General features: G+C 60.4%; 22 protein-coding genes and 4 pseudogenes. 15 read left to right on the top strand and 11 right to left on the bottom strand.

The genetic code is table 11. From position 1 onward, the window contains the following. Positions 1 to 135 precede the first annotated feature (135 nt). A pseudogene (locus ACFO3E_RS10355) lies at positions 136 to 769 on the top strand (tyrosine-type recombinase/integrase). Positions 770 to 1,009: 240 nt separating this feature from the next. Here the strand turns inward: ACFO3E_RS10355 and ACFO3E_RS10350 are convergent. Then, positions 1,010 to 3,166 carry a beta-glucosidase family protein gene (locus tag ACFO3E_RS10350; RefSeq protein ID WP_380804473.1) on the bottom strand — a complete coding sequence of 719 codons (2,157 nt, stop codon included), beginning with the start codon at positions 3,164 to 3,166 and terminating at the stop codon, positions 1,010 to 1,012. 13 nt (positions 3,167 to 3,179) lie between these two features. After that, positions 3,180 to 3,416, bottom strand: coding sequence for a hypothetical protein (locus ACFO3E_RS10345; RefSeq protein WP_380804471.1), 237 nt, complete (start codon positions 3,414 to 3,416; stop codon positions 3,180 to 3,182). A 387-nt stretch (positions 3,417 to 3,803) separates the two neighbouring features. Between ACFO3E_RS10345 and ACFO3E_RS10340 the strand changes: the two genes are divergently transcribed. The 8 genes from ACFO3E_RS10340 to ACFO3E_RS10305 all read left to right on the top strand — a co-directional run bounded on the left by ACFO3E_RS10340 (position 3,804) and on the right by ACFO3E_RS10305 (position 13,198). Further along, positions 3,804 to 4,844 (top strand): alpha/beta hydrolase, encoded by a 1,041-nt coding sequence (locus tag ACFO3E_RS10340; RefSeq protein WP_380804468.1) that lies wholly within the window; start codon positions 3,804 to 3,806, stop codon positions 4,842 to 4,844. 298 nt (positions 4,845 to 5,142) lie between these two features. Continuing rightward, complete coding sequence (locus ACFO3E_RS10335; RefSeq protein WP_380804465.1) at positions 5,143 to 7,353, top strand: TonB-dependent receptor; 2,211 nt, start codon at positions 5,143 to 5,145, stop codon at positions 7,351 to 7,353. A gap of 123 nt (positions 7,354 to 7,476) precedes the next feature. After that, positions 7,477 to 8,436 carry an MBL fold metallo-hydrolase gene (locus ACFO3E_RS10330; RefSeq protein ID WP_380804462.1) on the top strand — a complete coding sequence of 320 codons (960 nt, stop codon included), beginning with the start codon at positions 7,477 to 7,479 and terminating at the stop codon, positions 8,434 to 8,436. Between the two features lie 4 nt (positions 8,437 to 8,440). Beyond that, positions 8,441 to 10,048: an FAD-dependent monooxygenase gene (locus tag ACFO3E_RS10325; RefSeq protein ID WP_380804459.1), complete on the top strand. Its 1,608-nt coding sequence runs from the start codon at positions 8,441 to 8,443 to the stop codon at positions 10,046 to 10,048. After that, entirely contained in the window at positions 10,045 to 10,230 is a 186-nt protein-coding gene (locus ACFO3E_RS10320) for a DUF2783 domain-containing protein (protein ID WP_380804456.1), read from the top strand. The genes ACFO3E_RS10325 and ACFO3E_RS10320 overlap by 4 nt, the downstream gene beginning before the upstream one ends. Beyond that, the gene (locus ACFO3E_RS10315; protein WP_380804453.1) at positions 10,230 to 11,489 is read left to right on the top strand and encodes a spinster family MFS transporter; all 1,260 of its coding nucleotides are present in this window, start codon (positions 10,230 to 10,232) and stop codon (positions 11,487 to 11,489) included. The genes ACFO3E_RS10320 and ACFO3E_RS10315 overlap by 1 nt, the downstream gene beginning before the upstream one ends. Positions 11,490 to 11,616: 127 nt before the next feature. After that, positions 11,617 to 12,450 (top strand): IclR family transcriptional regulator, encoded by an 834-nt coding sequence (locus ACFO3E_RS10310; protein ID WP_380804450.1) that lies wholly within the window; start codon positions 11,617 to 11,619, stop codon positions 12,448 to 12,450. Positions 12,451 to 12,460: 10 nt separating this feature from the next. Further along, positions 12,461 to 13,198, top strand: coding sequence for an IclR family transcriptional regulator (locus ACFO3E_RS10305; RefSeq protein ID WP_380804448.1), 738 nt, complete (start codon positions 12,461 to 12,463; stop codon positions 13,196 to 13,198). Here the strand turns inward: ACFO3E_RS10305 and maiA are convergent. The 4 genes from maiA to ACFO3E_RS10285 form a co-directional block, all read right to left on the bottom strand. Further along, positions 13,195 to 13,836 carry a maleylacetoacetate isomerase gene (gene maiA, locus ACFO3E_RS10300; protein ID WP_380804446.1) on the bottom strand — a complete coding sequence of 214 codons (642 nt, stop codon included), beginning with the start codon at positions 13,834 to 13,836 and terminating at the stop codon, positions 13,195 to 13,197. The genes ACFO3E_RS10305 and maiA overlap by 4 nt on opposite strands. Next, on the bottom strand, positions 13,833 to 15,152 hold the full coding sequence (gene fahA / locus ACFO3E_RS10295) for a fumarylacetoacetase (RefSeq protein ID WP_380804443.1): 1,320 nt from the start codon (positions 15,150 to 15,152) through the stop codon (positions 13,833 to 13,835). The genes maiA and fahA overlap by 4 nt, the downstream gene beginning before the upstream one ends. Beyond that, entirely contained in the window at positions 15,149 to 16,435 is a 1,287-nt protein-coding gene (gene hmgA, locus ACFO3E_RS10290) for a homogentisate 1,2-dioxygenase (RefSeq protein WP_380804441.1), read from the bottom strand. Before hmgA ends, fahA begins: the two co-directional genes overlap by 4 nt. A 607-nt stretch (positions 16,436 to 17,042) precedes the next feature. Continuing rightward, a complete protein-coding gene (locus tag ACFO3E_RS10285; RefSeq protein ID WP_380804503.1) occupies positions 17,043 to 18,032 on the bottom strand; it encodes an IS110 family RNA-guided transposase in 990 nt (329 codons plus the stop codon). Here ACFO3E_RS10285 and ACFO3E_RS10280 point away from each other — a divergent pair. Both ACFO3E_RS10280 and ACFO3E_RS10275 read left to right on the top strand, forming a co-directional pair. Further along, a complete protein-coding gene (locus ACFO3E_RS10280) occupies positions 17,982 to 18,161 on the top strand; it encodes a hypothetical protein (RefSeq protein ID WP_380804505.1) in 180 nt (59 codons plus the stop codon). The two genes, ACFO3E_RS10285 and ACFO3E_RS10280, sit on opposite strands and share 51 nt — an antisense overlap. Then, a pseudogene (locus ACFO3E_RS10275) lies at positions 18,119 to 18,272 on the top strand (transposase); the annotation flags it as partial. The gene ACFO3E_RS10280 and the pseudogene ACFO3E_RS10275, both read left to right, overlap by 43 nt. A 48-nt stretch (positions 18,273 to 18,320) precedes the next feature. Here ACFO3E_RS10275 and ACFO3E_RS10270 read toward each other — a convergent pair. The 3 genes from ACFO3E_RS10270 to ACFO3E_RS10260 all read right to left on the bottom strand — a co-directional run bounded on the left by ACFO3E_RS10270 (position 18,321) and on the right by ACFO3E_RS10260 (position 20,388). Next, positions 18,321 to 19,619, bottom strand: coding sequence for a Fic/DOC family protein (locus tag ACFO3E_RS10270; protein WP_380804438.1), 1,299 nt, complete (start codon positions 19,617 to 19,619; stop codon positions 18,321 to 18,323). A 6-nt stretch (positions 19,620 to 19,625) separates the two neighbouring features. After that, entirely contained in the window at positions 19,626 to 19,895 is a 270-nt protein-coding gene (locus ACFO3E_RS10265) for a hypothetical protein (RefSeq protein WP_380804435.1), read from the bottom strand. A gap of 94 nt (positions 19,896 to 19,989) precedes the next feature. Further along, positions 19,990 to 20,388: a DUF3768 domain-containing protein gene (locus tag ACFO3E_RS10260; RefSeq protein ID WP_380804433.1), complete on the bottom strand. Its 399-nt coding sequence runs from the start codon at positions 20,386 to 20,388 to the stop codon at positions 19,990 to 19,992. Between the two features lie 1,067 nt (positions 20,389 to 21,455). Between ACFO3E_RS10260 and ACFO3E_RS10255 the strand changes: the two genes are divergently transcribed. From ACFO3E_RS10255 to ACFO3E_RS10240, 4 genes and pseudogenes are all read left to right on the top strand, one after another. After that, positions 21,456 to 21,866 (top strand): hypothetical protein, encoded by a 411-nt coding sequence (locus ACFO3E_RS10255; RefSeq protein WP_380804430.1) that lies wholly within the window; start codon positions 21,456 to 21,458, stop codon positions 21,864 to 21,866. A 70-nt stretch (positions 21,867 to 21,936) separates the two neighbouring features. Beyond that, on the top strand, positions 21,937 to 22,659 hold the full coding sequence (gene phbB / locus ACFO3E_RS10250; protein WP_380804427.1) for an acetoacetyl-CoA reductase: 723 nt from the start codon (positions 21,937 to 21,939) through the stop codon (positions 22,657 to 22,659). A 245-nt stretch (positions 22,660 to 22,904) separates the two neighbouring features. Then, a pseudogene (locus ACFO3E_RS10245) lies at positions 22,905 to 23,847 on the top strand (transposase); the annotation flags it as partial. A gap of 506 nt (positions 23,848 to 24,353) precedes the next feature. Continuing rightward, the gene (locus ACFO3E_RS10240; protein ID WP_380804424.1) at positions 24,354 to 24,482 is read left to right on the top strand and encodes a hypothetical protein; all 129 of its coding nucleotides are present in this window, start codon (positions 24,354 to 24,356) and stop codon (positions 24,480 to 24,482) included. A gap of 34 nt (positions 24,483 to 24,516) precedes the next feature. Here the strand turns inward: ACFO3E_RS10240 and ACFO3E_RS10235 are convergent, their stop codons facing one another. Both ACFO3E_RS10235 and ACFO3E_RS10230 read right to left on the bottom strand, forming a co-directional pair. After that, positions 24,517 to 24,906, bottom strand: coding sequence for a VOC family protein (locus ACFO3E_RS10235; protein WP_380804421.1), 390 nt, complete (start codon positions 24,904 to 24,906; stop codon positions 24,517 to 24,519). Positions 24,907 to 25,025: 119 nt separating this feature from the next. Continuing rightward, a pseudogene (locus ACFO3E_RS10230) lies at positions 25,026 to 25,252 on the bottom strand (enoyl-CoA hydratase); the annotation flags it as partial.

Raw genomic sequence — 25,252 nt, 5'->3', positions numbered from 1 at the left:
AGTGCAGAGCGGATTTCCCGTATGTCAATCGCACGAGAAACTATTCGTTACAGGCCGATCTTAAACCGGTCACATCTCTCGGTCTCTCGACAGAAGTCAAACCCGGTGCCCGTCACAGGCCATCGGAGAATGATCATGGAGATGCCTGAAACTGAACCCGCCACCACCAAACGTCCCGTCTGGCATGCGGGAAGAACCGTTGGCGCGAAACGCGCGCTGAAACCGAAGCAAATTTGGGAGATTCGATTTTACCTCAATCGGCGCCGCCGCGTGCGAGATCGGGCGCTATTTGACTTGGCGATCGACAGCAAACTTCGGGGCTGTGACCTGGTGCAGATGAAGATCGGCGACATCGTCAGCGGCGGGCAGATCCGAACGCGTGCGATCGTCATGCAGCAGAAAACAGGTCGACCCGTTCAGTTCGAACTGCTCCCTGACGCTCGGGCTAGCCTGCTGGCCTGGCTCGATCGCCGGGGCGGCACGGTCGACGACTATGTCTTTCCCAGTCGGGTTGACCAAAAACGGGCATCTTAGCACCCGCCAGTACGCCCGGCTCGTTGATGAATGGGTCACGGGGGTTGGCTTGATGCGAAGCGAATATGGCACCCACTCGCTTCGGCGAACCAAGGCGTCAATCATCTACAGGGCTACCGGCAACCTGCGCGCCGTCCAGATTCTTCTCGGCCGTAGCAAGATCGAGAATACGGTACGCTATCTCGGGATCGACGTGGAAGACGCGCTGGCCCTCGCGGAGAATACCGAAATTTGAACAATCGGCTCCTTGCTCCTGGCGAGGAGCCGACCTCGCAGAGCTTGGGACAAACCCGTCATTCCGGCCACAACCTTAAAGCGTCGGCTTTAAAAGAAAACTGTCATTCCACGGTGTGGGAGAGCGGCCTAGTGACTACCATCATCTCGGCGCTCGAGCTGTAGACGAAATGCCGATCCAGCCGCTCGGATTAGCCTATCGGAAGCTATGAAACTCCGAAACTCCCGATTGGCTGTGCCTTCACTCCTTCCAGGTCTTTGCGGGCACGCGAACGATGACGGGCTTACCGAATTTTGCTGCACTTTCGCTGAGAACGAAGCTGTAGCGCCCTCCGGCGATCGACCAGCTGCCGTCTTTCCAGTCAGCCAGCAAGCGGTTGTCGACATCAAGCGTCAGCGTGCGGCTCTCGCCCGGTACCAGCACTACTTTCTGAAATCCCACCAACCGTTGGAGCTTTTCACCATTGCGATCGACCAGATAAAGCTGCGGCACATCCGCCCCGGCGCGGTCGCCGGCATTGCGGACCGTGAAGCGCAGGCGGACCGACGCGCCTGCGCGCGCCGACAGCGGCCCGTGGGAAAATCTGGTGTAGCTCAGGCCATGGCCGAAGGCGAAGAGCGGCGTTTCCCCCGCCTTGGCAAAGCCGCGATAGCCGACAGCCGCACCCTCGTCATAAGCAACCTTGACCGGCGTACGATCTGGCAGGCCAAGACCCGGCAGGGCGGCGCGGGGATATTGATCGATCGATGCCGGATAGGTGATCGGCAAGCGCCCCGACGGATTGACCTTGCCGGTCAGGATGTCGGCGACCACCTGCCCGCCTTCCTGACCGGGATACCAGGCCTGCACGACGGCTTTGGCCTTTTCGAGCCAAGGCATCGTCACCGCATTGCCCGTTTCCAGCACGACCACCAGATTGGGATTGGCGGCCGCCAGAGCCGAAATCAGCTGATCCTGACCCTGCGGAAGCGCGAGCGAGCCGGAATCCATGCCCTCCCCTTCCCACTTGGTCGCAAAGGCGATGACCATATCGGCCCTGGCGGCATAGGCGGCGGCCGCTTCGGGCGAATAGCCGTTCTGGAAGCTGATAGTGGCGGCGGGCAATGCCTTGCGTAGCGCCGCAAGCGGAGAACCGGCCATATAAAGCTGTCGGCTGAACAGGGCCGTTGGTCCGTCGCTGCCCGGCTCGACGATACGCGGTGCGCCATTTGACGGCGTGACCTGACTGGATCCCCCGCCCGACAGCACGCCGAAATCAGCATTCCCGCCGACCACCAAGATGTTGCGAGCCGTCGCGGCGAGCGGCAATATGCCATCATTCTTGAGCAGGACGATGCCGCCGCGCGCCGCATCGAGCGCGATCTGGGCATGCGCCTTGTAGTCGATCGGCTGAGGTTCATAAGTGCCGGTGATGCCGACCGCGAACAGGCTGCGCAGGATACGGCGCACGGCGTCGGAAACGCGGTCCTTGGGGACATCGCCCTTGGCGACGAGGTCGGCAAGCGGCTGGCCGAACCAGTGCTGCTTGTCGAGCTGATAGCCCATCTGCTGATCCAGGCCGGCCTTGAGATAGGACACGTCGTCCACCGCGCCCCAGTCCGACATGACCCAGCCCTTATAGCGCCATTCGCCCTTCAGCACTCGGTTCAGCAGATGGTCATTGCCGCACGCCTTGTACCCATTGACCAAATTATAGGCGCACATGACCGCGCCCGGCTGGCCGATCTCGATGCCGATCTTGAAACCCAGCAGATCGCTCTCGCGCAGCGCACTTTCCGCTATCACCGAATCCGCTGTGTGACGCAGCGTTTCCTGTCCGTTGAGCGCGAAGTGCTTGATGGTCGAAATCACGCCCTGAGACTGGGTGCCGCGAATGGCGTGACCGGCGAGAGTGCCGGCAAGCAACGGGTCCTCGCCAAGATATTCGAAATTGCGGCCGTTACGCGGATCGCGCGCCAGGTTCATGCCCCCGCCAAGGAGGATGTTGAAGCCTTTGGCCCGTGCTTCGGCGCCGACGGTTGCGCCGATCCGTTCGGCCAGCGCAGGATCGAACGAGGAAGCCAGCAGCAGGCCCGATGGCATGGCCGTTGCGACATCGGCCTTGCGCAGTTGCCCCGGGTTGGCGATCCCAAGACTCGCGTCGGTCGAAAGCTGCGGCGGAATGCCAAGGCGCGCGATACCGGGAACATAGCCGGCGGTGGGAGGCACGCCTTGCGGAACCTTCACTTCAAGGCCCGGAAACGAAATCGGCATGATCCCGGACAGCAGGCCGATCCGTTCGGCATCGGTCATCTGCGCTTCCAGCCGCGCGGCCTTCGCGTCAGGATCGTCTGTCGCGCTTTGCGCCATAAGCGACTGCGACGCGAGAAGGCACGACAGGGTGAGCAAAACGCGCATGAAGAATCCTTTGTCAGGCCGGATTGCGCGCCGACCAGCCATATATGGCGATCAGCAGGTAGCAACTCGCGGGAATGGCAAGCGCCATCGCGAGCGAGGTGGCGTCGGCGATCGCGCCGGTCAACAGGGGGATGATCGCGCGAAGCCCGCCCCACAGAAAAAAGAGAGCGACAACCGCCGCAACCAGGGCGCGTGACGCGGGCATCCGTTCCGAGCCGGCGCGGGCATGATCGGGCATCAAGGCAGTCATTGCTTTCTTCCTTTTGCTTGATGGCAGCGGAAGGATATTGCCACAGGGTGCGGATGACCTATCACACCAGGTCTCGACGCTTCGCCCTGCAATGTGCGTACGCCCGCCTGTCCGGATACTGGCGCAATTTCCGATTGCCATTGTATGCGTTTTACCAGCAGCGCAAGGCTCGGCATCGATATGTCCTCTCCAATGCTCACCCTCGAGCAACGGGCTCTGGGTGCGGACCGCTTTGCCATTTCACACCGCGACCTTCGATTTGGCTATTTACGTATAATGAATCAATTCGTAAATAGGTAATGGTTCGGCGGGTGGCCTTCCTTTATCGAGGGGTCGTGGCCACCGTCAGGACGCCAGAAGGCGGGCGGAGCTTTTGGGAGAGAAACGATGCGATCTGTTATGCGGGGGATGTTGCTCGGCTTTGCGGTCTGCGCGGCCCCGGCGGCGGCGGCTTGTCCACCCAACCCCGATCTTCGTTTCCGCGTGCCCGAGAGCATATCGCGGCCGGCGGCTGAAAAACTGTGCGCATTTTATGCCGCCGCCCAGGCGCGACCCCCGACGCCGCCGCTCAAGACCCTCGAAGACTTCGACCGGATGAACGCGGCAATCGAAGCCCAGGCCGTGCCCGCAAGCCAGCAATTCGCGGATGCGATGCACGTTCGTTCGGTCAGGGAGACGATCGGCGGCGTCAGCATACTCCGGATCGTCCCGCCCAATGCCCGGCCCGGACGACCGCCGCTCGTTTATATTCACGGCGGGGGCTACATCATTCTTTCTGCCCGGTCGACGCAGGTGCTGCCTTCGCTGCTTGGCAAGGCGCTGGGGCGCGAGGTGATTTCGATCGACTACACACTGGCACCGCGCGGAAATGTGAACACGATCTCGGGCCAGGTGATCGCCGTGTGGCGGGCCCTCATCGCTGCCGGAAATGATCCGCGTGCGATGGGGATGTTCGGCGACTCGGCTGGCGGAAATATGGCTGCCGCCTTCACTCTGAAGATGCGGGACCAGGGCGTTCCGTTGCCCGGCGCGCTTTATCTGCTTTCGCCGGGGGCCGATCTGACAATGATCGGCGATACCGTCGCAACGCTCGGGTCCTATGACCCGATACTCCGGCCGCAGGACTTCACCACCTATCTGAAAGCCTATGCCGCCGGGACGAATGTCAGGCACCCCTATATTTCCCCCCTGTTCGGCGATTACACCAAGGCATTTCCGCCAACGCTGATCCAGGCCGGCACGCGTGAATTGCTGCTCAGCGAAGCGATCAGGGAATATCAGGCGATCCGTGGTGGCGGTCATGAAGCGGTGCTCGACCTGTATGAAGGCATGCCCCACGTTTTCCCGGCCGTGATTCCGAACACGCCCGAAGCCGATATGGCGATTTCGAGGGTGGCCGCCTTTTTCGAGCAGCATTTGCGCAAGTAGATCAGCGCCAATCCTGTCCTCGCGGATCGTAACCGATTGAGATGCACATCCTCGGCAGTGGGGCTTGGGGCAGGGTCGCCGCGCGCAACCCGCTAGTAAAAGAGCATCGTCGCGCATGAACGGCGAGGCGCGCATCGCTGCGTCGGCGCTCAGGTTGAGTGCGGCATGAGAGTGGGACCCATCTCTGAGCAGGAATTTCCCAAATACGAATTGATTAGCTATTGACGAATATCCATAATGTAGCAAAAGGGGTCACATCAAGCTGGCGCAAACCGGCGGAATATGGGGAGGTATAGAGATGATCAGAGCAAACTGGCTGGTGTCAGCCGCGTTAGTCGCCATGGCAGCGCCGGGAGTAGCCTTCGCTTCGTCCGCAGGTGACCAATCCTCGCCGACCGACGGCGCAAGTCCCGGTGCGACGGACGAAATCGTGGTAACTGCGGAAAAGCGATCCACCACGGTGATGCGCACGAACATCGCCGTTGCCGCGCTGTCGGGTGACGATCTCAAGCAGCATGAAATTCGCGATGTGAAGGCGCTACAAAATTTCGTGCCCGGCCTGTCGGTTTCCGACACAGGTCTTGTCAGTCAGCTCAATATCAGAGGCATTGGTCTCGGGATCACCGACCCGGGCGTCTACTCCGGCGTCGCCATTTATCGCGACAATCTGTTCCAGGGGCCGATTGTCGCCAACGAACCTTTTTACGATATTGGCAGCGTGCAGGTGCTTCGCGGTCCTCAAGGCACTTTCGTCGGAAACAATTCGACAGGCGGCGCGCTATTCGTCAAGACGTCGGACCCGAAGCTGGGAGACGCGAGCGGCTACGCAAGTCTGACGGGTGGGAACTATAATCGCATCGCATTCGAAGGCGCCGTAAACATTCCCGTCAGCGATACCCTCGCTGTTCGTATCGCGACTTACGATGAGCATCGTGCCAGCTTTTTCAAGAATGGCAATCCTCCCGGCAGTCCTTCGCGGGGCTATTCGACACCAGGAGAGCTTAACATTATCGCTGGACGTATCAGCGTTTTGTGGAAACCTTCAGACGACTTCCAGAGCCTCACCAAGGCTGAATATTACCATAATGTCACCGGTGGCTTTACCGGCAAGCCGATCCCCGGAACCTTCTTCTCCACCTTGGTCTCACCCGATCCTTACACCATCAATTTCGGCAACGTTCCGCGTTACGATGAGTCGACCTTCCGCGTGGACAACGAGTCAAGCTTGACCCTACGCAACGGTATCACGCTGCGCAATATGATCGGTCTGACGGTAGCCAAGTTTCACCAGGGATCCGATGTCATCGGCGTTTCGTTTCCGACGGTAACGGTCAATATTTCCGCCGTCGAGCCGATATTCTCGGAAGAATTTACAATCATTTCGGCCGAAGACGAGCCGCTTAAATGGACTATCGGCACCTATTATCTGCACGATAAAAACAAGGTGCCGGTCTTTGGCCAGAACTTTTTCGCAAACCAGATTTTCACCAACCAGGATCGCGCCATAAAGCAATCCAAAGCTGTCTATGGGGGCCTGAAATACAAGCTAACCGATGCTTTGGAACTTGAAGGCAGTGCTCGCTATACCTGGTCAAAAACGGATAAAGATCGCAGAAACCAAAGTTCCTTCTTCGATTTGACTACAAATAATTTCCTCTTTTCCGTGCTGACAACGGGAAATCAGTCCGATAAGGGGCTGACCTGGAAGATTGGGGTCAATTATACAGCCGATAGCCGCAACTTCCTCTATGCTTTCGTAGCCAAAGGCCGCAAGGGCGGCGGTGTGCAAAGTCCCGTTTCCAACTTCGCCCCGGAGTCCGTGATGGACTATGAAGCCGGTTGGAAAGGCACGATGTGGGGCGGAGCGCTGCGCGCGCAAATCGGCGGATTTTATTCGAAATACACGAACATGCAGATTCAGGGGATTGTGCCCGCAAACGGATTTCCTGCTATCTTCAATGCGGGATCGGCGGAAACCTATGGTCCGGAAGCAGAACTGGCCGTGCACCTCGGCAATTTCGACATGACGGTCGCCGGTTCCTATTTGAAGTCAAAGATTACCGTCAACGATATCGTCAACAGGCCGTCGCTGCCCGATGGTGGTCAGGGGACGCTGGGTCCGCAATGCGCGGCGGGTCAGACTGCAAATTGCTTCAACTATGGTCCCTTTATCGGCACAGCCACCGGGCCTCTGCCCTTTGCCCCCAAGTTCAACATCGCCGTTGGACTTTCTTACAAGATAGAACTGGGAGGGGATAAACGCCTTGTCCCGCATGTTGAATACACGCATACCGATAGCCAAAGGACGTCCTTCTTCAAGGATTCGACTTCTATCCTCCCGGGTCGGGACCTGTTCAACGCCAAGCTCACCTACAGCGCCGATCGGTTCGACTTTGAGGCATTTGTCACTAATCTAACCAAGGAAGTCTATCCCGGGGGGGCGAATGGCGGTCTCTGGTTCTATGGCGCGCCGCGGCAGTTTGGTGGGAGGGCGTCGGTCCGCTTCTGAACATTCAGAAGCGGCATCGGCCGCCAGGCTGTGAGGCACTTTGACGTCTCACAGCCTGGACGCTCGATTGCACAGACTTCGCTCGGTCGGAGCTCTAAACGCGCAATATTTGGAGAAAATATCTTGGCAAAGCCTTTCGCATCTTCGGCCGACACGGCGCCCACGACCGAAAAGCTGGAGATTCTCGCCGATGGCGTGTACGCGCTGACGGCGGAAGGTGATCCCAATGTCGGGGCGATCGAGGGCGAGGACTTTCTCGTCTGCTTCGAGGCGCGCGCGACGCCGGCCGCTGCGCGCGACTGGCTGGCCAAGTTGCGCGAGCATAGCGACAAGCCGGTCAAATATCTCGTCCTGACCCATTATCACGCGGTCCGTGTGCTGGGAGCAAGCGCGTTCGATGCGGAGCATATCCTCGCCAGCGAAGCCACCCGCGGCTTGATCGAGGAGCGTGGGCAAGAGGATTGGGACAGCGAGTTTGGCCGCATGCCGCGCCTGTTCAAACAGCCCGAGGAAATCCCGGGCCTCACCTGGCCGACGGAAACTTTCGACACCGACTATCGTATCGAACTGGGCGGCGATCGCGGCGCGATCGACCTCAAATATTGCGGGCGCGGCCACACCGCCGGGGACATCGTCGCCTGGCACGACAAATCGAAGACGCTCTTTGCCGGCGATCTCGTGGAGAGTGAAGCCGCGCTCTACACCGGCGATGCCTTCCACTTCGACTGGTCGACCAGAACCCTCGATGCCGTAAAATCCTTTCGCGCTGAAAATTTGGTCGGCGGGCGCGGGACCATCGCACGCAGCGCTGAAGCGAGCGACGCCGCCATCGAACAGACCCGGGAATTTCTGAGCGTGATGATCCAACATGTGGGCCATGCCCATAAGACTGGGGGCGACCTCAAATCCGCTTTCGAAGCGACCCACGCCGCGCTTGCCCCCAAATTCGGCCATTGGCCCATTTTCGAACATTGCCTGCCGTTCGACGTCCAGCGCCTGTGGGACGAGTTCGACGGGATCGACTGGCCGCGCATCTGGACCATGGAACGCGACAGGGACGTTTGGGCCAAGTTGCAGGGATAGGCACATGCCCGATGCACCGAGCAGGGACGGCATTCCCATCTGGCGCGACATTGGTGCAACCCCGCTGGATGATGCGCCGGGCGACTTCGACGTCGTCATCGTCGGCGGCGGTCCGGTGGGGTTAACGCTCGCGCTCGACCTCGGCCAAAAGGGCGGGCGGGTGCTGCTGCTCAACAAGCGCGATTTCGTCGCTGCGGGCTCGAAAGCGATCTGTTTTTCGAAACGCACGCTCGATATCTGGAACCGCCTGGGGGTGGCGCAAGAGATGGTCGCGAAGGGTGTCGCCTGGAACGTCGGCAAGGTGTTCTGGGGAGATAGCGCGGAGCCGGTGTTCACCTTCGACATGCTTCCGCTCAAGCATCAGGCAATGCCGGGCTTCATCAACCTTCAGCAATATCGGTGCGAAGACATACTGATCGACGCGGTATCGCAGGTTCCCGACGTGACGATCCGATGGGGGCACGAAGTCACGGGGTTGAGGCAGGTCGATGGCGGGGTTTCGCTGGACGTCGTCTCACCCGATGGACACTATGCTGTCGACGCGCCCTGGGTCGTGGCTTGCGACGGCCATAATTCTCCCGTTCGCGCGATGCTGGGCCTGGATTTCGACGGCCGGGTGTTCGAGGATAATTTCCTGATCGCCGATATCAGGCTGAAGCAGGAGCGCCCCGCCGAGCGCTGGTTCTGGTTCGATCCGCCCTTCAATCCCGGCCGCTCCGCGCTTCTCCACAAGCAGCCCGACGACATCTGGCGGCTCGACTTTCAGTTGGGCTGGAACATCGATCGGGAACGCTGCATGCGTCCCGACTATGTCGAACCGCTGGTCCGCGGCATGCTGGGCGACGACATCGAGTTCGAGCAGGAATGGTACAGCGTCTACACTTTCCAATGCCGGCGCATGGCGCGCTTCGTTCATGACCGCGTGATGTTCGCCGGCGACGCCGCGCATCTGGTGTCGCCCTTCGGCGCGCGCGGCTGCAATGGCGGCGTCGCGGATGCCGACAATCTCGCGTGGAAGCTGGACAGGGTCATTGCGGGCGAGGCCGGGCATGAACTGCTGGAAGCCTATAATCACGAAGCGATCGTCACGGCCGATGAGAATATTCTCAATTCCTCGCGCTCCACCGATTTTCTGACGCCCAAGTCGCCTGTCAGTCACGCCTTCCGCGATGCTGTTCTGCAACTGGCCAGGGATCATGCGTGGGCGCGGCCGTTCGTCAATTCCGGCCGCCTCTCGACCGCCGTCGCCTATCCGGATTCACCCCTGAGCCAGGCGGACCAGCCGGGGGATTGCTGGCAAGGCATCGCGCCCGGCCATGTCGCCGTGGATGCACCGATCGATGGCGGCTGGCTGATGCAGTTGCTGGGTGGGGATTTCGTCCTTCTCGCGGCCGACAAAAGCGTGCCTCCCTTGCCGGGCGTGCGTATGATCGTGGTCGATGAACTGGGTGATCGGCACGGCATGATCGCGTCGCGCTACGATCTCGAGCCAGGATCGGCTTATCTCGTGCGGCCGGATCAATATGTCGCCGCGCGCTGGCGTCATCCGACGGTCGAAAAGATGCGATCGGCCTATGATCGTGCCGCCATGCTCAAGGTGGAATCGCAATGACCCGAGCGCCGTCGCATATCGAAACGACCGATGACTTCTACGCAGCCCTGATCGCCTTGCACGATGGCCTCGATGAGCGGGAGAGCGCCGTGCTCAATGCAAAGCTGATCCTGATCCTGGCCAACCATATCGGCGACAAGGCGGTGCTGGCCGAGGCGCTCCGCCAGGCCAAGCGGTCCTGATGAAAATTCGCGATCCCCGATGGACGCTGGCGCTGCTGTGCGTCGTTTATACGTTCAACTTCATGGATCGCCAGGTCGTGTCGGTCCTCGCAGAGCCGATCAAGCGCGATCTTGGCCTGAGTGACACGCAACTGGGCATGCTCACCGGATTCGCTTTCGCCATATTCTATACGGGCTTTGGTCTGCCGGTGGCGGCGCTCGCAGACCGGATTTCGCGGGTGAAGGTGCTCGCCGTCGCCTGTTCGCTGTGGAGCATCTGCTGCGCCGCCTGTGGGCTGGCGACGAATTTCGCTCAACTTGTCGCCGCGCGGATCGGGGTCGGTTTGGGCGAGGCGGGCGGGGTCGCGCCTTCCTATTCGATCATCTCCGATCTCTTCCCCCCATCGCAGCGCGCCCGCGCGCTGGCCGTGTTTTCGCTGGGCGTTCCGTTCGGTCTGGCGCTGGGCTCGGCGCTGGCGGGATGGTCGGCGGCGCAATGGGGCTGGCGAACGAGCCTGTTCATCGTCGGCCTTCCGGGTTTAGGGCTGGCCCTGTTGCTGATCTGCCTCGTCCCCGAGCCGCGGCGCGGCGGTATGGACGGCGGCGTGGTCCAGCCCAAGGCGTCGCTTCGTGACACCGCGAAGATTTTCTTCCGCACGCCGACGATCATTTCCACAGCGCTTGCATGCGCGATCGGTGGCATTCCCAATTACGCCCTGATGGCCTGGATGCCGGGTTATATGATCCGGGTTCTCGGCATGACATTGACGCAGGTGAGCATCTATCTCAGCTTCACCATCGCCCTTGCCATGGGCGCAGGCACTTGGCTCAGCGGTTATTTTGCCGACCGATTTGGCGCAGGCGACAGTCGCGCCTACGCCTGGGTCAGCGGCGCGGCGATGATCGGCGCGGTGCCGTTCCTGATCGCCGGTCTTTGCGCCCAGCGCTGGCAGATCGCCTTGCCCCTGTTGGGCCTGAGCCTTGGCTGCGCCGGCGCCTATCTGACGCCGGCGGTCGGCTTCATACAAAATTCGGTCAACGCGTCGCAGCGCAGTACCGCCGCCGCGCTCCAGCTCTTGTTGGTCAACCTGATCGGGATGGGCATCGGACCGCTTTATGTCGGGATGATGAGCGACTGGCTGCATCCCGGCTATGGGACGGCATCGCTGCGTATCGCGCTTGCCGGTCTTGTGCCGTTCCTCATTGCCGCGGCGATCACGAACCTTGTTACGGCGCGCCAGGTGGCGCGTGCAAGAGATCAGGCGCAGGTCTTGCAGTGAATTCCGCACAGGTCTGAGTTTGAGTCGGCTGCAAAGGCTGTTATTGCCATAAGGGCTTGACGCTGCGATGGCGGCAGCGAGGCCGCGACGTTATGATAACGCGGGGTCATCCTGACTGGCGCGGCAAATGGAGATGAACGGGGTGGCTGCAGAGGCGCGCGGAGTTCAGTCGATAGAGGTCGGCGCGCGTATATTGGAGGCGATCGCCGCTGCCGGTGACCTCGTGATGCTGCGCGATATCGCCCTGTTAGCCGGGATCGCGCCAGCCCAAGCGCATCCCTATCTTGTGAGTTATCGTCGCTCCAACCTCGTTGAGCAGGATGCAGAGTCCGGCCGCTACCGCCTGGGTCCGTTTGCGCTGCAACTCGGATTGGCCCGGCTGCGCAGCTTCGACCCGCTCAAGGCTGCGGGCGAAGCCGCGGCGCGGTTTGCGGCCGACACGGCGATGTCGGTCGCCATAACCGTCTGGGGAGCCTATGGTCCTACCGTCGTGCAAATCTATGAAGGATCGGATCAGGTCCACACGGCGCTTCGACCCGGAACCGTCTTTTCGCTGACGGGTTCGGCGACGGGCAGGATTTTCTGCGCTCATCTCGGGGTTGAACTCGTCGTCGAGGCGATCAAGCTGCAAAAAGCCGAAAAATCGCCATCACGCATCGTCGGTTCGGTGTCCGATTTCAGATCGATCAGGGCGGAACTGCCCTATATTCGTGAAGCGGGATACGCGACGACGTCATCCGATCCGATCCCCGGCATAAGCGCCATGAGCGCCCCGATTTTCGAAACGGGGGGCGAACTGACGGGCGCCATCACGGTCATCGGCCCGGTGCCTTCCTTCGATCTGGACCCTTCTGCCGAGCGGGTTCGAGAGGTCATCGACCTGGCGCATGCGATTTCCGCCAGGGCGGGATACCCAGCGTCCTGGCCGATCTACATGACGCCGGATTCACGAAGAAAATAGGTTGAAGCAGATGAGCAAAAGCGCCGGACGGGGCATCCAGTCGGTCGAAGTCGGGAACAGATTGTTGCTGGCCCTGATGCGGTCGGGATCGCCGATGATGCTGCGCGATCTCGCGCATGAGGCCAGGATCAGTGCGGCGCAGGCGCATGCTTATCTGACGAGCTTGCGCCGAACCGAACTGGTCGAGCAGGAACCGGCGAGCGGTCGCTATATTCTGGGGCCGGCGACCAACCGGCTGGCCAGCGCGCGGATGGAGACGTTCGATCCCATGTCGAACATCAACGCGCGCGCGCCCGATTTCGCGCATTCGCTGGGTGTCATGCTCGCACTGCTGGTGTGGGGACCGGTCGCCCCGACGGTCTATCGCGTCCATGACGCCAGTCAGGTCGTGAATACCAACCTGCGGCCCGGCACGACCTTTAATCTTCTCAACTCGGCTGCCGGCAGAATATTTGGCGCATTCGACACGTTGCCTGCCGTGCGGGAACGCCTTGCGTCTGAACTGGCCAGCGCCAGCGGCGATGGTGAACGGCAGGCTTATGAATCCGCCATCGCGCGGATTCGCGCGTCAGGCTATGCCCTGATGGTCGAAAGCCCCGTGCCGGGACTGGCGTCCATAGCGGCGCCGGTTCTGCGGGACGGCGAATGTATATTGGTGGCCATGATCATCGGCCCGAGAGCCGCGCTGGATGTTCAGGGCGCCGGCAATCCGGCGGACGCGCTGCTGGCGTTTACGCGTGGAGCCTAGGATTTATCGGCATCGGGCTGGGCCATGGGATGGGCCGCGGCGAATGCAGGCAGAAGCGCCGCCGTGCCGTCGATTTTCTGCACGAGCGGGAACGGGCTCAGGTCTACGTTGAAGCGCCGGGCGGAATAGACCTGCGGAACGATGTAGCAATCGGCCAGCGTCGGCGCATTGCCGAATGCAAATTCGCCGGAATGCCGCTCCAGCAACGTCTCAAGCGCCGAAAACCCCTCGCTGATCCAGCGCGCAGTCCATGCGTCGACCTGATGTTGCTGCGCGTGCAGGTCGGTCTTGAGAGAGGCGAGGACTCGCAAATTATTCAAGGGGTGAATGTCGCAACCGATCATGGCGGCCATGGTACGGACAATCGCGCGGTCGTAGCTGGTCTCGGGCAACAACGGCGGAGAGGGATATCGCTCTTCCAGCCATTCGAGGATGGCCGGACTTTGAATGAGCGACGTGCCATCGTCCGTTTCCAGCGCCGGCACGAGATGCTGCGGGTTGATGAAGCCATAATCGGCGCTCTTGTGCGCTGACGTCCGCAGGTCGTGTGTGACCTGCTCGAACGACACGCCTTTCAGACCAAGGGCAATGCGCACCCGATAGGACGCGCTCGACCGCCAGTAGCCATGCAGGATCATAGCGCGATACCGCCATTCTGGATCAGGCCGGTGCATTCACCGAACCCGATCGACACGAAACCGTCCGCCTCGCAGGTCGCGGTGAGCGTCAGTTCATCGCCACCTTCCAGAAAGGTGCGCTTCTCGCCGGTGGGCAGTTCGATCGGTGCGGACCCGTTGCGCGTGATCTCCATCAGGCTGCCCAGACCGTCGCTGGTCGATGCCGATATCGTGCCCGTGCCCAGCAGGTCGCCGGCCTGCAGATTGCATCCGTTGCACGTATGGTGCGCCACCATCTGTGCGACCGTCCAGTACATGTTGGACGCGGGGCCTCGACCGATGCGATGCGCGTCCATTCCAGCATCGGCCATGACCTTGCTGCGCAGGCCCACCTCCAGCGTCAGCCCCAATGCGCCGTGCGCCTGATCTGCGTCATCCCAAAGATAGGGGAGCGGCCTGGGATCGCCATCCGGCCGGGCCGGCTGGGCGATACGGAAAGGCGCGAGCGCCTCGGCGGTGATGATCCAGGGAGAGATGGTGGTCAGGAAGTTCTTCGCCAGGAATGGCCCCAGGGGCTGATATTCCCACGCCTGAAAGTCGCGCGCCGACCAGTCGTTCAGCAGGCACAGGCCCGCGATATGTGCGCCTGCTTCGCCGATCGGGATGGGCTGGCCAAGCGCATTGCCCGGCCCGACCCACACGCCCAGTTCCAGTTCATAGTCGAGCTTCTGGGTCGGCCCGAACAGCGGCGCGTCCGCATCCGGGGCCTTACGCTGGCCGTTCGGACGCCGGATGGCAGTGCCCGATGGCCGGATGGACGATGCACGTCCGTGATAGCCGATCGGGATATGCTTGTAATTGGGCAACAGCGGATTGTCGGGCCGGAACAACGACCCGATATTGGTCGCGTGGTGGATGCCGACGTAAAAGTCGGTATAATCGCCGATCTTTGCCGGCAAATGCATCGCCGCGGCGGACTGGGTGATCAGCAGCGGTTCAATCTCCGATCTCTGGTCCGGGTTTGACAGCAGACCAGAAACCGCTTTCCTGAGCGCCACCCGACCCTGCGCTCCCATTTCGAGCAGCGCGTTGAGACACGGCCCTGCTGCTGCTTGTGCTGCACGTTGCGCATCGCCCTGCAGTAGCTGCGACGCGGCCAGCGCCTTCAGGTCGACAATCCTGTCACCGATGGCAATACCGCCGCGCGGCGTGTCTCCGGCTACCGAGAAGATACCCAAAGGAAGGTTCTGGATCGGGAAACAGCCATGGCCGTTCGCGCTCTCGCTCCAGCTCGTCCGCAAGGGGTCATGGGTTTCGTCAATCGCCGGTCTGGTCATCGGGGCAACTCCGCCTTGGTAAATCCGGACCAGACCTCGTCGTAGTCGGACTTGCATTCAGGAAGGCCCAGCGCATAGGCGGTGGGACAGATGACGAAGCGGCTTTCGAACATGAACGCCATCGTCTCTTCGATCTTGAGCGGCTTCAGATCGGCGGCGATCGCCTTTTCGTAGCTGGCCTTGTCCGGGCCATGGCCGTTCATGCAATTGTGCAGCGACGCGCCGCCCGGCAGGAAGCCGCCCTCCTTCGCATCATAGGCCCCGTGGATCAGCCCCATGAACTCGCTCATGATGTTCCTGTGAAACCAAGGCGGCCTGAACGTATCGTCGGCCACCATCCAGCGCGGCGGGAAGATGACGAAGTCGATATTGGCGGTTCCGGGCGTGTCGCTCGGGCTGGTCAGCACGGTGAAGATCGACGGGTCGGGATGGTCGTAGCTCACCGTGTTGATGCTGTTGTACCGACGCAGATCATAGCGGTAAGGCGCGAGATTGCCGTGCCAGGCCAAGACATCGAACGGCGAATGGTCCAACGTCGTGGTCCAAAGGCGCCCGGAGAATTTCTGCACGATCTCGAATGGCGCGTCGATATCCTCGAATGCAGCGACTGGCGTCTCGAAATCGCGTGGATTGGCGAGGCCATTAGAGCCGATCGGCCCAAGGTCGGGCAGGCGCAGCAAAGCGCCGTGATTTTCGCAGACATAGCCGCTGGCCAAGCCATCGGGCAAAAAAACGCTGAACCGCACGCCCCGCGGGATGACGGCAATCTGTTGCGGCTCTATCTCAATGACGCCCAGTTCGGTCCTGATGACCATCCTGCCGAACGCAGGCACGATCAGCATTTCGCCATCGCTGGACGAAAAGGCGCGGTGCTCCATGTCGCGATTGGCGGAAAACAGGTGGATGCCGATGCCCGTGCCTGCTTGTACATCGCCGTTGCCCGCAATCGTCACGAGGCTGTCGAGGAAGTCGCTTGATCCATCGGCCGGCTTGAGGGGGTCCCAGCGCAGCCGATTGGGCGGCGTCGGATTGGCAAAAGGCCCGGCGTTGAAATGCGCGTTCCTGTCATAGACCGAAAAAGGCCGATGGCTCGCAGCCGGTCGAATACGATAGAGCCAGCTGCGCCGGTTTTCACTGCGTGGCGCTGTAAAAGCGGTTCCGGAAAGCTGCTCGGCATAGAGGCCGAAGGGCACCTTCTGCGGCGAGTTTCTGCCCAGCGGGAGCGCGCCGGCGATCGCCTCGGTCGAAACATGGTTGCCGAAGCCGGGATTGTACGCGCGCATGTGACACTCCAATAGGCATTTGGCTGCGACGAGGCGATGCGCGCAGGATATGATTGTATCGCCTAGTCCCGCGCGCGCGGCCAGCGCAACAACAAATTTGATAATAGAATACGAGTTCGTTAAAAACACAAAAGATGGTATGTCAACCGCCGGCGTGTCGCCCAAGGACTGCCTAGGCGTTGCCTGGGGGCGACAACCGGCTGCAGAGGTAGATATAATCGAACAGCCGCAGGAGCGGGAGATCGATCGCTCTTCTAGCATTACAGTTGCATATTGATTGAAAGTCTGAATCAATAGGTCTTCTGTGGTTGCCGCCCGTGATGCAAGAAGATTCCTACCCTTTTGTGCAAGTGATCGAGCGCGGTCTTCTGTAAGGCCTCTGACGCGGCATTTCAGAAAGCCGCTGGCCGGTATGGTGATCAGCAGATCAGGTCCAAATCTCCACGGCGAGCTGCTATGCTCTGAGTTTGGTACTGGTTTTCCTGATCCAGATCTCATCGATCAGTTTTGCCCATTCGGGTTTTCGCCTTCTCACACTCCCGTCTTACCAACCTGTGGCGATGTTGAGTATCATACTACGCCTGCCACGGTCGGATCCCGGTAATCCTCACCCCCTTGTCAGCATGGCCCAGATCGCACGCGCCATTTTGTTCGCCAGCGCTATAGCCACCAGCATCCTGGGCTTCCGCGCGATCATCCGTGCCAGCCATGTGCCATCCGGCACGCTTTTTCGGCCTAGACAGTTTAACCGGGACATTGCCCCAATTATGAGCATTCGCCGGATATCAGCCTGCCCAGCCTTCGACACGCGCCCGAGGCGCTCCTTGCCGCCGGATGAAAACTGGCGCGGAACGAGTCCCAACCAAGCAGCAAAGTCCCGGCCGCTCTTGAATTGCTCCATCGGTGGCGCAAAGGCGTCGATGGCCGCCGCAGTTAGTGGCCCCACACCGGGCATTGTCTGCAGCCGCCGAGCATTGCCAGGCTGTGCCGCCAGTTCCCGGATATTCGAAGTTTTCGTGTTTATCCGAACGGTAAGCCAGGCAATCTGCTCGAGCATATCCTTACATTCCTCAAGCAGCAGTTTGGGCAGATCGCAATTCGGTTCATCCAGAATTTCCTGGATGCGAACGACTTGCTGGATCCCCTGAGGAACAGCATGGCCAAATTCGTAAAGGCTGGCGCGGAGCGCGTTCACCAACTCAGTGCGCTGGTGAACAAGGCGCTCCCGACTCCGGAATAGAACGGCCTTGCTCTGCTGCTCCTCCGTCTTTGGCTCTACAAAACGCATCTCCGGTCGCTGTGCCGCCACAACAATCGCTTCGGCATCTGCGGCGTCATTCTTCTGTCGCTTCACAAAGGGGCGAACATACTGAGGCGCGATCAATTTGACCTCATGCCCCATCGTACGCAACTCCCGCGCCCAGTAATGTGCGCTTCCACACGACTCCATGACAACAAGCGCAGGCTCGCTTTGGGCCATGAACTCCCGGAATTTTGCTCGATTCAACTTCCTGCGAAACAGCATCTCGCCCGCCATCGTCGCGCCGTGAACCTGAAGAACATTCTTGGCCAGGTCGACTCCAATCATTATCGTCATCTCGGTTGCCGTCCTTTCTGTGTTGTGGCTCTGGCCACGAACTCTTGGCACTATGATGCCGTCTGGGAGGGCGGCAACCACCCCATCTCCACGCTCTTGTCGACGCTGATGGACGTCCTGTCCGCCTGAGACTGACAGGTGGGCAGGTTCACGATTCCTGTGAAGCTAAAGCGCTGATCGAGGCCATTCCCGGAAGGCGCCACCCTGCTCGGCGATAAGGGGGATGAGCGCAGCGAAATAGAGCCGGGCCGCAGGCCGCACCCGACAGCGTCTGCCCTCTATCTTATCTCAACGATTGCGGCCCCGGTCAGGTGCGGGGCGACTGGATCTCTCGACGGACCCCAAGGAAATGCCCTCATCCATGGATCTACCGGAGCGAATATTGGCGGCGATCACCGTGCGGGTCGCTTCGATGGCGCCCTCTACAACGCGGGGGCCTTCGCCCTTGGCACGGGATGCTTTTTCCACCTGCTCCAACAGGGTGACTGCCGCTTGAAGCCGCGGATCGGCCATGTTCTCTTGAGGCGAGTTTTTCAGAAACAGCTCAGCCAGGCGTTCCTGAACAGGAGACAGGCCGGGAGGAAGGATGGGGCTTTCAAGCGACCGAACTGCCCGCAGGATTTGCGCGGGCTGTTGCGTGTTGATCCGGGCTGCCAAAGCGGCGCCGATTTCGCGCACCCGCTCCAACGGCGTTTGCTGCGCTGTGATGACGGCATCGACATCTTTCTGACCAAGCTGCGAGAGCAATTGGGTTTGATAGACCGGTCCCTTGGCATGGCGCACATAGGCGAGTTCAATCCTCGCCGCTGCAATGCGTCCATCAGCTTCACCGTCCCGCACCAGTTTTTGCCAACGGTCGGCGGCTTCGCTGCGCGCTGCTGGCAGATAGCGGCTCAGCTCGTCGCGGACTTTGGCGAGCGACAAGCGGTAGCGCTGACCCGTTGGCGGATCGCGGGGCGGCAGAAACGCGATGCCGCCCGGCCCGGTTCGCGGGAGCAGGGGCGCATTCTGCTCGACGGCGGCAGCGGAGAGGGCGGCTCCGAGCAGGCGATGATCGCCGGTCGCGAAGCCGTGGCGTGATGCGTCATCCCAGGCCTGCCTGTCGATGTTGGCGATGCGGATCGGGTGTCCAGCGTCGCGGGCGAGCCGCGCAGCATGGTGGCGCAGAGTGCGCCCATTGCCAGCGCGGAAGGGGTGGATGCCATATAGTTCGCCCACATGATGGCCCAGGCGCCCGAAAAAATCCTCGGGCGGCAAGCCGCGAAGCTGATTCTGACGGGCAAGATCCTGGAACGCGGCCGACAGCGCGCTGGCGACATAGGGGGCGGGTGTGAACAGGCCCTCGGCAGTGCCGCTATTCACCGTCCGATCCTGGCCTGCCCAGCTATAGAGGTCCTGAAACAGATGCTTGTGCAACGCGCGATAGCCATCGGCATCAGGCGAGAAGCCCATGCGCGCGGCCTCAAGGCCGCGCGCATGGGTCAGAAGGCGTTCGGCCTGGGCCAATGTCCGATCATCCCGCAACTCCAGGCGGTTCTGGAACGTGCTCGAGCCGGGATAGAGATAGGGGTCGTTGTCCGTGGTCAAGGCAGGTCACGCCGCGGAGGGGGCGATGCCGCTGCGAACAAGGCCTGCGACGATCTGGGACACAAGCGACGGAGGAACGGCCTCCTCCATCAGCATATCCAACAGCGCGGCTTCGTTGGCACTCAAACTGATGCCGCCGACGGCATGGTTGGCGCGGGTTTCCTGCTCGTCGTGCCGCCACTGCGCGACCTCGTCTACCGATCCGCGAACGAAATCCACCGCCCTGACCTGCGCCCGGATCGCCTCAATATCAAAGTGAAACTTGGCAAAACTCATTGCCGCCACAACTATCCAGAATGGAGTGAAATGACAATGAAATGCGATGCGCCTGACGGGCTTCCGCCGCCCCGCGATGCCGGGCGGCGGCGATTTAATATTCGCTGGCGAGCATGATGGTCAGCACCCGGGTGGTCCGTTCGGCATCCCACGGCGCTTCGCTGCCAAACTCCAACGCATTGTCATAACAGTCTATTTTCCAGAAAATTGTTTCAGCGATCGGCTTCTTATCCTCCGGCCGACGCGGCACCCACTCGCCAGAAGGCAGGCGGTAGATCGCGCCGAAATCATGCTCCCCGTGAGGATCATTGCCCTCGTCAAACTGATTGAAAGCCATGATCAGCGTGATGGCCGCATGGTGATCCAGATCCTCCCGCGCAGCGAAACCCGCTGTCATGACGGCGCGACCGGCAACGCCTGGGTTCTTCCGGGCCAAGTCATTGAGTGTACGGATGCGCTCAACCTTTTGCTCTGCGGTCAATTCGATGCTCATATTCTGCTCCTCCATTGCAGGCCGGAAGGGCCACGGCCTCACGGCCCTGCCGTTCCGGCGAAGAACGGGATGGGGAGGGAGAGCAAAAATCGATCGCTGGCGCGGGCGAGCCGCCTAGCCGGGTCGACGCCGAAAGGCGCCGGGCCCCGAGATTGGCGGATTACACGGGCGGACTATTTTTGTTCGGGAACGAAAGGGCAGCGCCCTTGGTGTTCCCCCAAGACAGAAATCTTGAAGGTCACCTCGTCGCCCCCGGTCGGGAAGGACAAGCGTCAGCCGTGCGGTATCGGATCTGGTGAAGGCCGGCCTGTTACGGCGGCATTATCAGGGTTATCGGATCGACCATTCCAACCGCGGCGCGCAGCGTGAGGCAGTTTACTCGATCACGAGCGAAGTCCGAGGACCGCTGTCGCGTTATTAGACGACCGTAAATTACGAGCTCGCCAACAATTGATAAGTCAAAAACTTCGCGATGCGCTGGTCAGCTCTTGACGTCCGGCCCCCGTTCTGAAAACTTGCGTTACGGAAAGCGAGATAATATCGCTTCTGAAGAGGATGCCCATGATGATGGTCGTCATTCGATGTAGAGTGGTTCAGGGGCGATGGATATTGCCAAGTCCTTCCTAAAATATCACGGAATTTAAAATCGCTGCCTTTGAGGCAATCCTTTGTGGTGTAGTTTAAGGCAGCGCTCATGAAGCGGGTCGGCAAGACCCCCCTGCGGATTGAAGCGGTCAGACCCTGCTCGTGTCGCCGCATAACCACCACTCCGCAATTTAGGCCGCAGTTCGCTCAGATGTGGTGGTGCTGGATATCCTTTGCCACATCTGCGGGCCGGATTTGCCATGTTTGCAGGAGATTTCTGATGCCCGAGGGAGAACCCGGTCAACCCAGGCAATATTCGCCTTCGCTGCTAAACGCACTTGAAGCATTTTATGGATGCCGGCTGTCGAGCTCGGGGGAACGTGTGCAACCGACCCTGATCGTGATTGCGGCACGAACGTAGAACTTGGCGGCTGCCGCAATCCTTCTGCTGATCGGCCAGCAAATACGAGAAAGCTGCCAATATGATTTCACCAGCTTTAACGGCGACCAACTCCGACCCGGATGACGATCAGCGGGACGACATCTTCGAACCGCATGTCGCGGGCGTGGCCGCATCGCGCGCGCTTCATGTCGTTCGCCATGCAGGCGTTCTCCCCTATAGCAGCGGGACTGCCGACCAGAGAGGTGCCGCCGCCTGGGCGTATAGCGAGGCGACCGGAAACCCCGCGCTATTTTTTGCCCGACACGTTCGCGAATGTTCGCTTCGGTTCGTCGAAGCCGTGGCGACAGGAACGGCTCGTTCCCTCGGCGCCAGAAGCCCGGTGCATCTCGTTGGAGCCCAGGGAGAGCTGGTCCACGCCTATCTGAACTGGTTGTCATTCTCACTTCGGGCCTGCTTGCCGGCGAACCTCGCTGCGCCGGAGACGGGCTGAATTTACGATGGGTAGGGCTGTCTTGAGCTTACCCACGGAATCAACAACGGCTATGTTGGGAGGTATTGATATGACCAAGGTTGCAGTCGTCACGGGGGGCACTCGCGGTATTGGTGAGGCCATCAGCACGCAGTTGAAGGCGATGGGCTATAGCGTCGCTGCAATCTATGCGGGCAATGACGAAAGAGCCCAGGCCTTCTCACACCGGACCGGTATCGAAGCGTTCAAGTGGGATGTGGGCAATCATCAGGCCTGCCTGGACGGGTGCGCGGCTGTCAGTGAGAGCCTGGGCCCGATCGATATCGTTGTGAACAACGCGGGCATCACGCGCGATGGCGTGTTGTTCAAAATGAGCTTCGAGGACTGGAACGAGGTGATGCGCATCAACCTGGGTGGCTGCTTCAACATGGCGAAGGCGGCTTTTGGTGGAATGCGTGAACGTGGCTGGGGTCGGATCGTAAATATCGGGTCGGTCAATGGCCAGGCTGGGCAATATGGCCAGGTCAATTATGCGGCCGCCAAATCCGGGATCCACGGCTTCACCAAGGCACTGGCCCAGGAAGGGGCCAAATATGGTGTCACCGTCAACGCCATCGCGCCCGGCTACATCGATACCGACATGGTCTCTGCCGTACCTGCCCCGGTGCTCGAGAAAATCGTTGCCAAGATCCCGGTTGGTCGGCTCGGCCAAGCGGACGAGATTGCCCGCGGCGTCGCATTTTTGTGCAGTGACGCGGCCGCGTTCATCACCGGGAGCACCCTGTCGATCAATGGCGGCCAGCATATGTACTGACGGCGGTCATTTCCATTTCCGTTGCCTGCGCCGCAGACAAGGCGCTCTGTTCTGAGCAGGACGTTTATTTGGAATTATATCATGCGATAAATGGACGACTCATACCAAGCTTCCGTGAAGCTGACTCACGAAGGGGATTCCCAAAGTGACGAATTTCTGAATCTATGGCTGCCGGTTGGAGGGCATTGCCATGGGTGCAGCGATTTGATTGCGGGACGACTTTGACGCGGCGGGCTTGAGGCGACTGGACCGAATGCGCACCGCTGCTTGTTCGCGAACAGACGCTGTTGGTGAAGGTTCTGTCTGAGCTGCGCAAGCTGATGCCATTCCCGTTACTGGGGTTTGATTCCGACAATGACAGCGTGTTCATCAATGAGACCGTGCGCGATTACTGCGCGGCGACGGGAGTCGTCTTTACCCGCTGCCGGCCCTATCGGAAGAATGATCAGGCATGGGTCGAGCAGAAGAATGGTTCCGTCGTTCGTCGCCTGGTGGGATATCGTCGGTTCGAGGGAATGGAAGCGGCCGGCTTGCTGGCGGAGTTATATGCCGCGTCCCGCTTGTTCGTGAACTTCTTTCAGCCCTCGTTTAAGCTGGCCGAGAAGCGCCGGGACGGTGCCAAAGTTTACAAGCGCTACCATGCCCCCGCGTCGCCGTTCCAGCGCTTGATGGATCAGGACCAGCGAGCAGACCCGTAAACAGTTACGGGCCATTGCCGCCGAGCTGGATCCGGTTCGGCTGCTATGTGACATCCGCACCGTCCAGCAGAAACTGGTGGTGCTGGCCGATGCGGTCTCCTCCACGGTCGTGACGGAAACGTCTTCTCCACCGCTTGATGCGTTTCTGTCGAGCCTGAAAACCTTGTGGCAGAACGGAGAGGTACGGCCGATAGCGACTGACAAACCGATGCAGGAGCGGTGGTGGCGTACTCGAAGGGCTCCGTTGGTTCAGGTTGCCGACCAGCTGAAAAACTGGTTCGAGGAGGAGCCTTGGCGTACGGCGCGCGAATTGCTCGACAGGCTCCAGATCGAGCGGCCAGGGGCTTATCCAGATGGCCTCCTGCGAACGGTCCAGCGCCGGCTCAAAGGCTGGCGTACCGAACAGGCACATGCCCTCATATTCAGCCATTCCACCGCGTTGGGTAGCGGAGCGACACTAGGTACGGAGGCCGTAATCGGCCACGCGTGACGGGCTGCCGCTCCGCCTCGCCTCCGGCTCGGCTCCACGGCAACCCGTCACGCGAGCAGTAGCTATGACACTCCATGTTCGGTAAGGAACATTTACGTGAGGCAACGGTCATGCCGTTCGGGAACATTCCTCCGTGAGGCAATACGACCGGACTTCGTAAATGTCGCCTCACAAAAGACGGCGACGAAGTGGATTTTGTGCTTGAGGATCAGCAGGGCCGGGTCGTGGGCATCGAAGTCAAAGCCTCCGCTACATTTCGCAGTGGAGATTTCTCGGGGTTACGCAAGTTGGAAGCCGCAGCCGGCGACAAGTTCGTGCGCGGTCTGACCCTACACGATCATGATGGGCTGCGGCCGGTCAGCAAGAGGATTTCTGGTGTTCCAGTCTCCGTACTTTGGTCGACCTGATCCAGGGCGAGCCGGATGAAAGTCTGGCCGCTTGCACGCGCGGACGGGGCAAGAGATTAGATAAATTGCTGCAACCTGGCTGGTGACGCGTTCCTTATAGTGCTGCTTTACAAAACCGGCCTGCGGGTCGGCGAAGCAATGGGCTTGCGCCACCGGCGGCAAGAACAGCAACGCTACAGCGAATTGTCGGGCGCGACCGATCTCGTTTCCAACCCGGGCAATTGTTGAATGGAGCGCCCCAAAAAGGAGCGCTCCGACTTTTTCAAACATTGGACTGCATGTTGTGAAGCGCGCAGATCTTATTGCCCGCCGGATCGCGCAGGTAGGCGAGGTACAATTTGGTGCCGCCCCCTTCACGCACACCGGGAGCGTCCTCGCAAGTGGAGCCACCTGTTGCAAGCCCTGCAGCATGCCACGCGTCGGCCTGCTCCGGGGAGTTCGCGGCAAAGCCGATGGTTCCTCCATTTGCGCAAGTGGCGGCTTCGCCGTTGATCGGCTTGCTTATCGCGAAAACGCCAGCCTGAGTCATGTAGAATACACGCCCCTTTTCATCTATAAACCCCGGCGGGACTCCCAATGTGCCTAGTACCGCGTCGTAAAATCTCTTCGACTCTTCAATGTCATTTGCACCGACCATCACATGGCTAAACATTGCTTCTCTCCTCAATAAAGTTTCTAATGTTAGTTATGACCTGCTTGTTCACCCACCGGACTGGATATCTATCATTAAGCGATCAGTGTCTTTCTATTTGGCAGAGATGTAAATATTTGTCATTCGCTCGCCTGTTTCTTATTGGCCTCTGCCATCTTCTTGGCGTCGAGCCCCGCGATCGAACTGCCTTGGGTGAGGTCGTTCTGCGCATGGGCGAAATGGTGCATATGATATTGCGCCTCCATCGCGTTCCTCTTGCCCATCAGTTCCTCGACATGGTTGATCGCCTGCTTGGTGAGCCAGTTGCCCAGGCGCGGCTGCGCCACCAGCTTCGCCGCCATCGCTG

It is taken from the genome of Sphingobium tyrosinilyticum (assembly GCF_042654265.1).
GTDB lineage: Bacteria > Pseudomonadota > Alphaproteobacteria > Sphingomonadales > Sphingomonadaceae > Sphingobium > Sphingobium tyrosinilyticum.
This window is presented reverse-complemented; position numbering and strand designations above follow the sequence as displayed.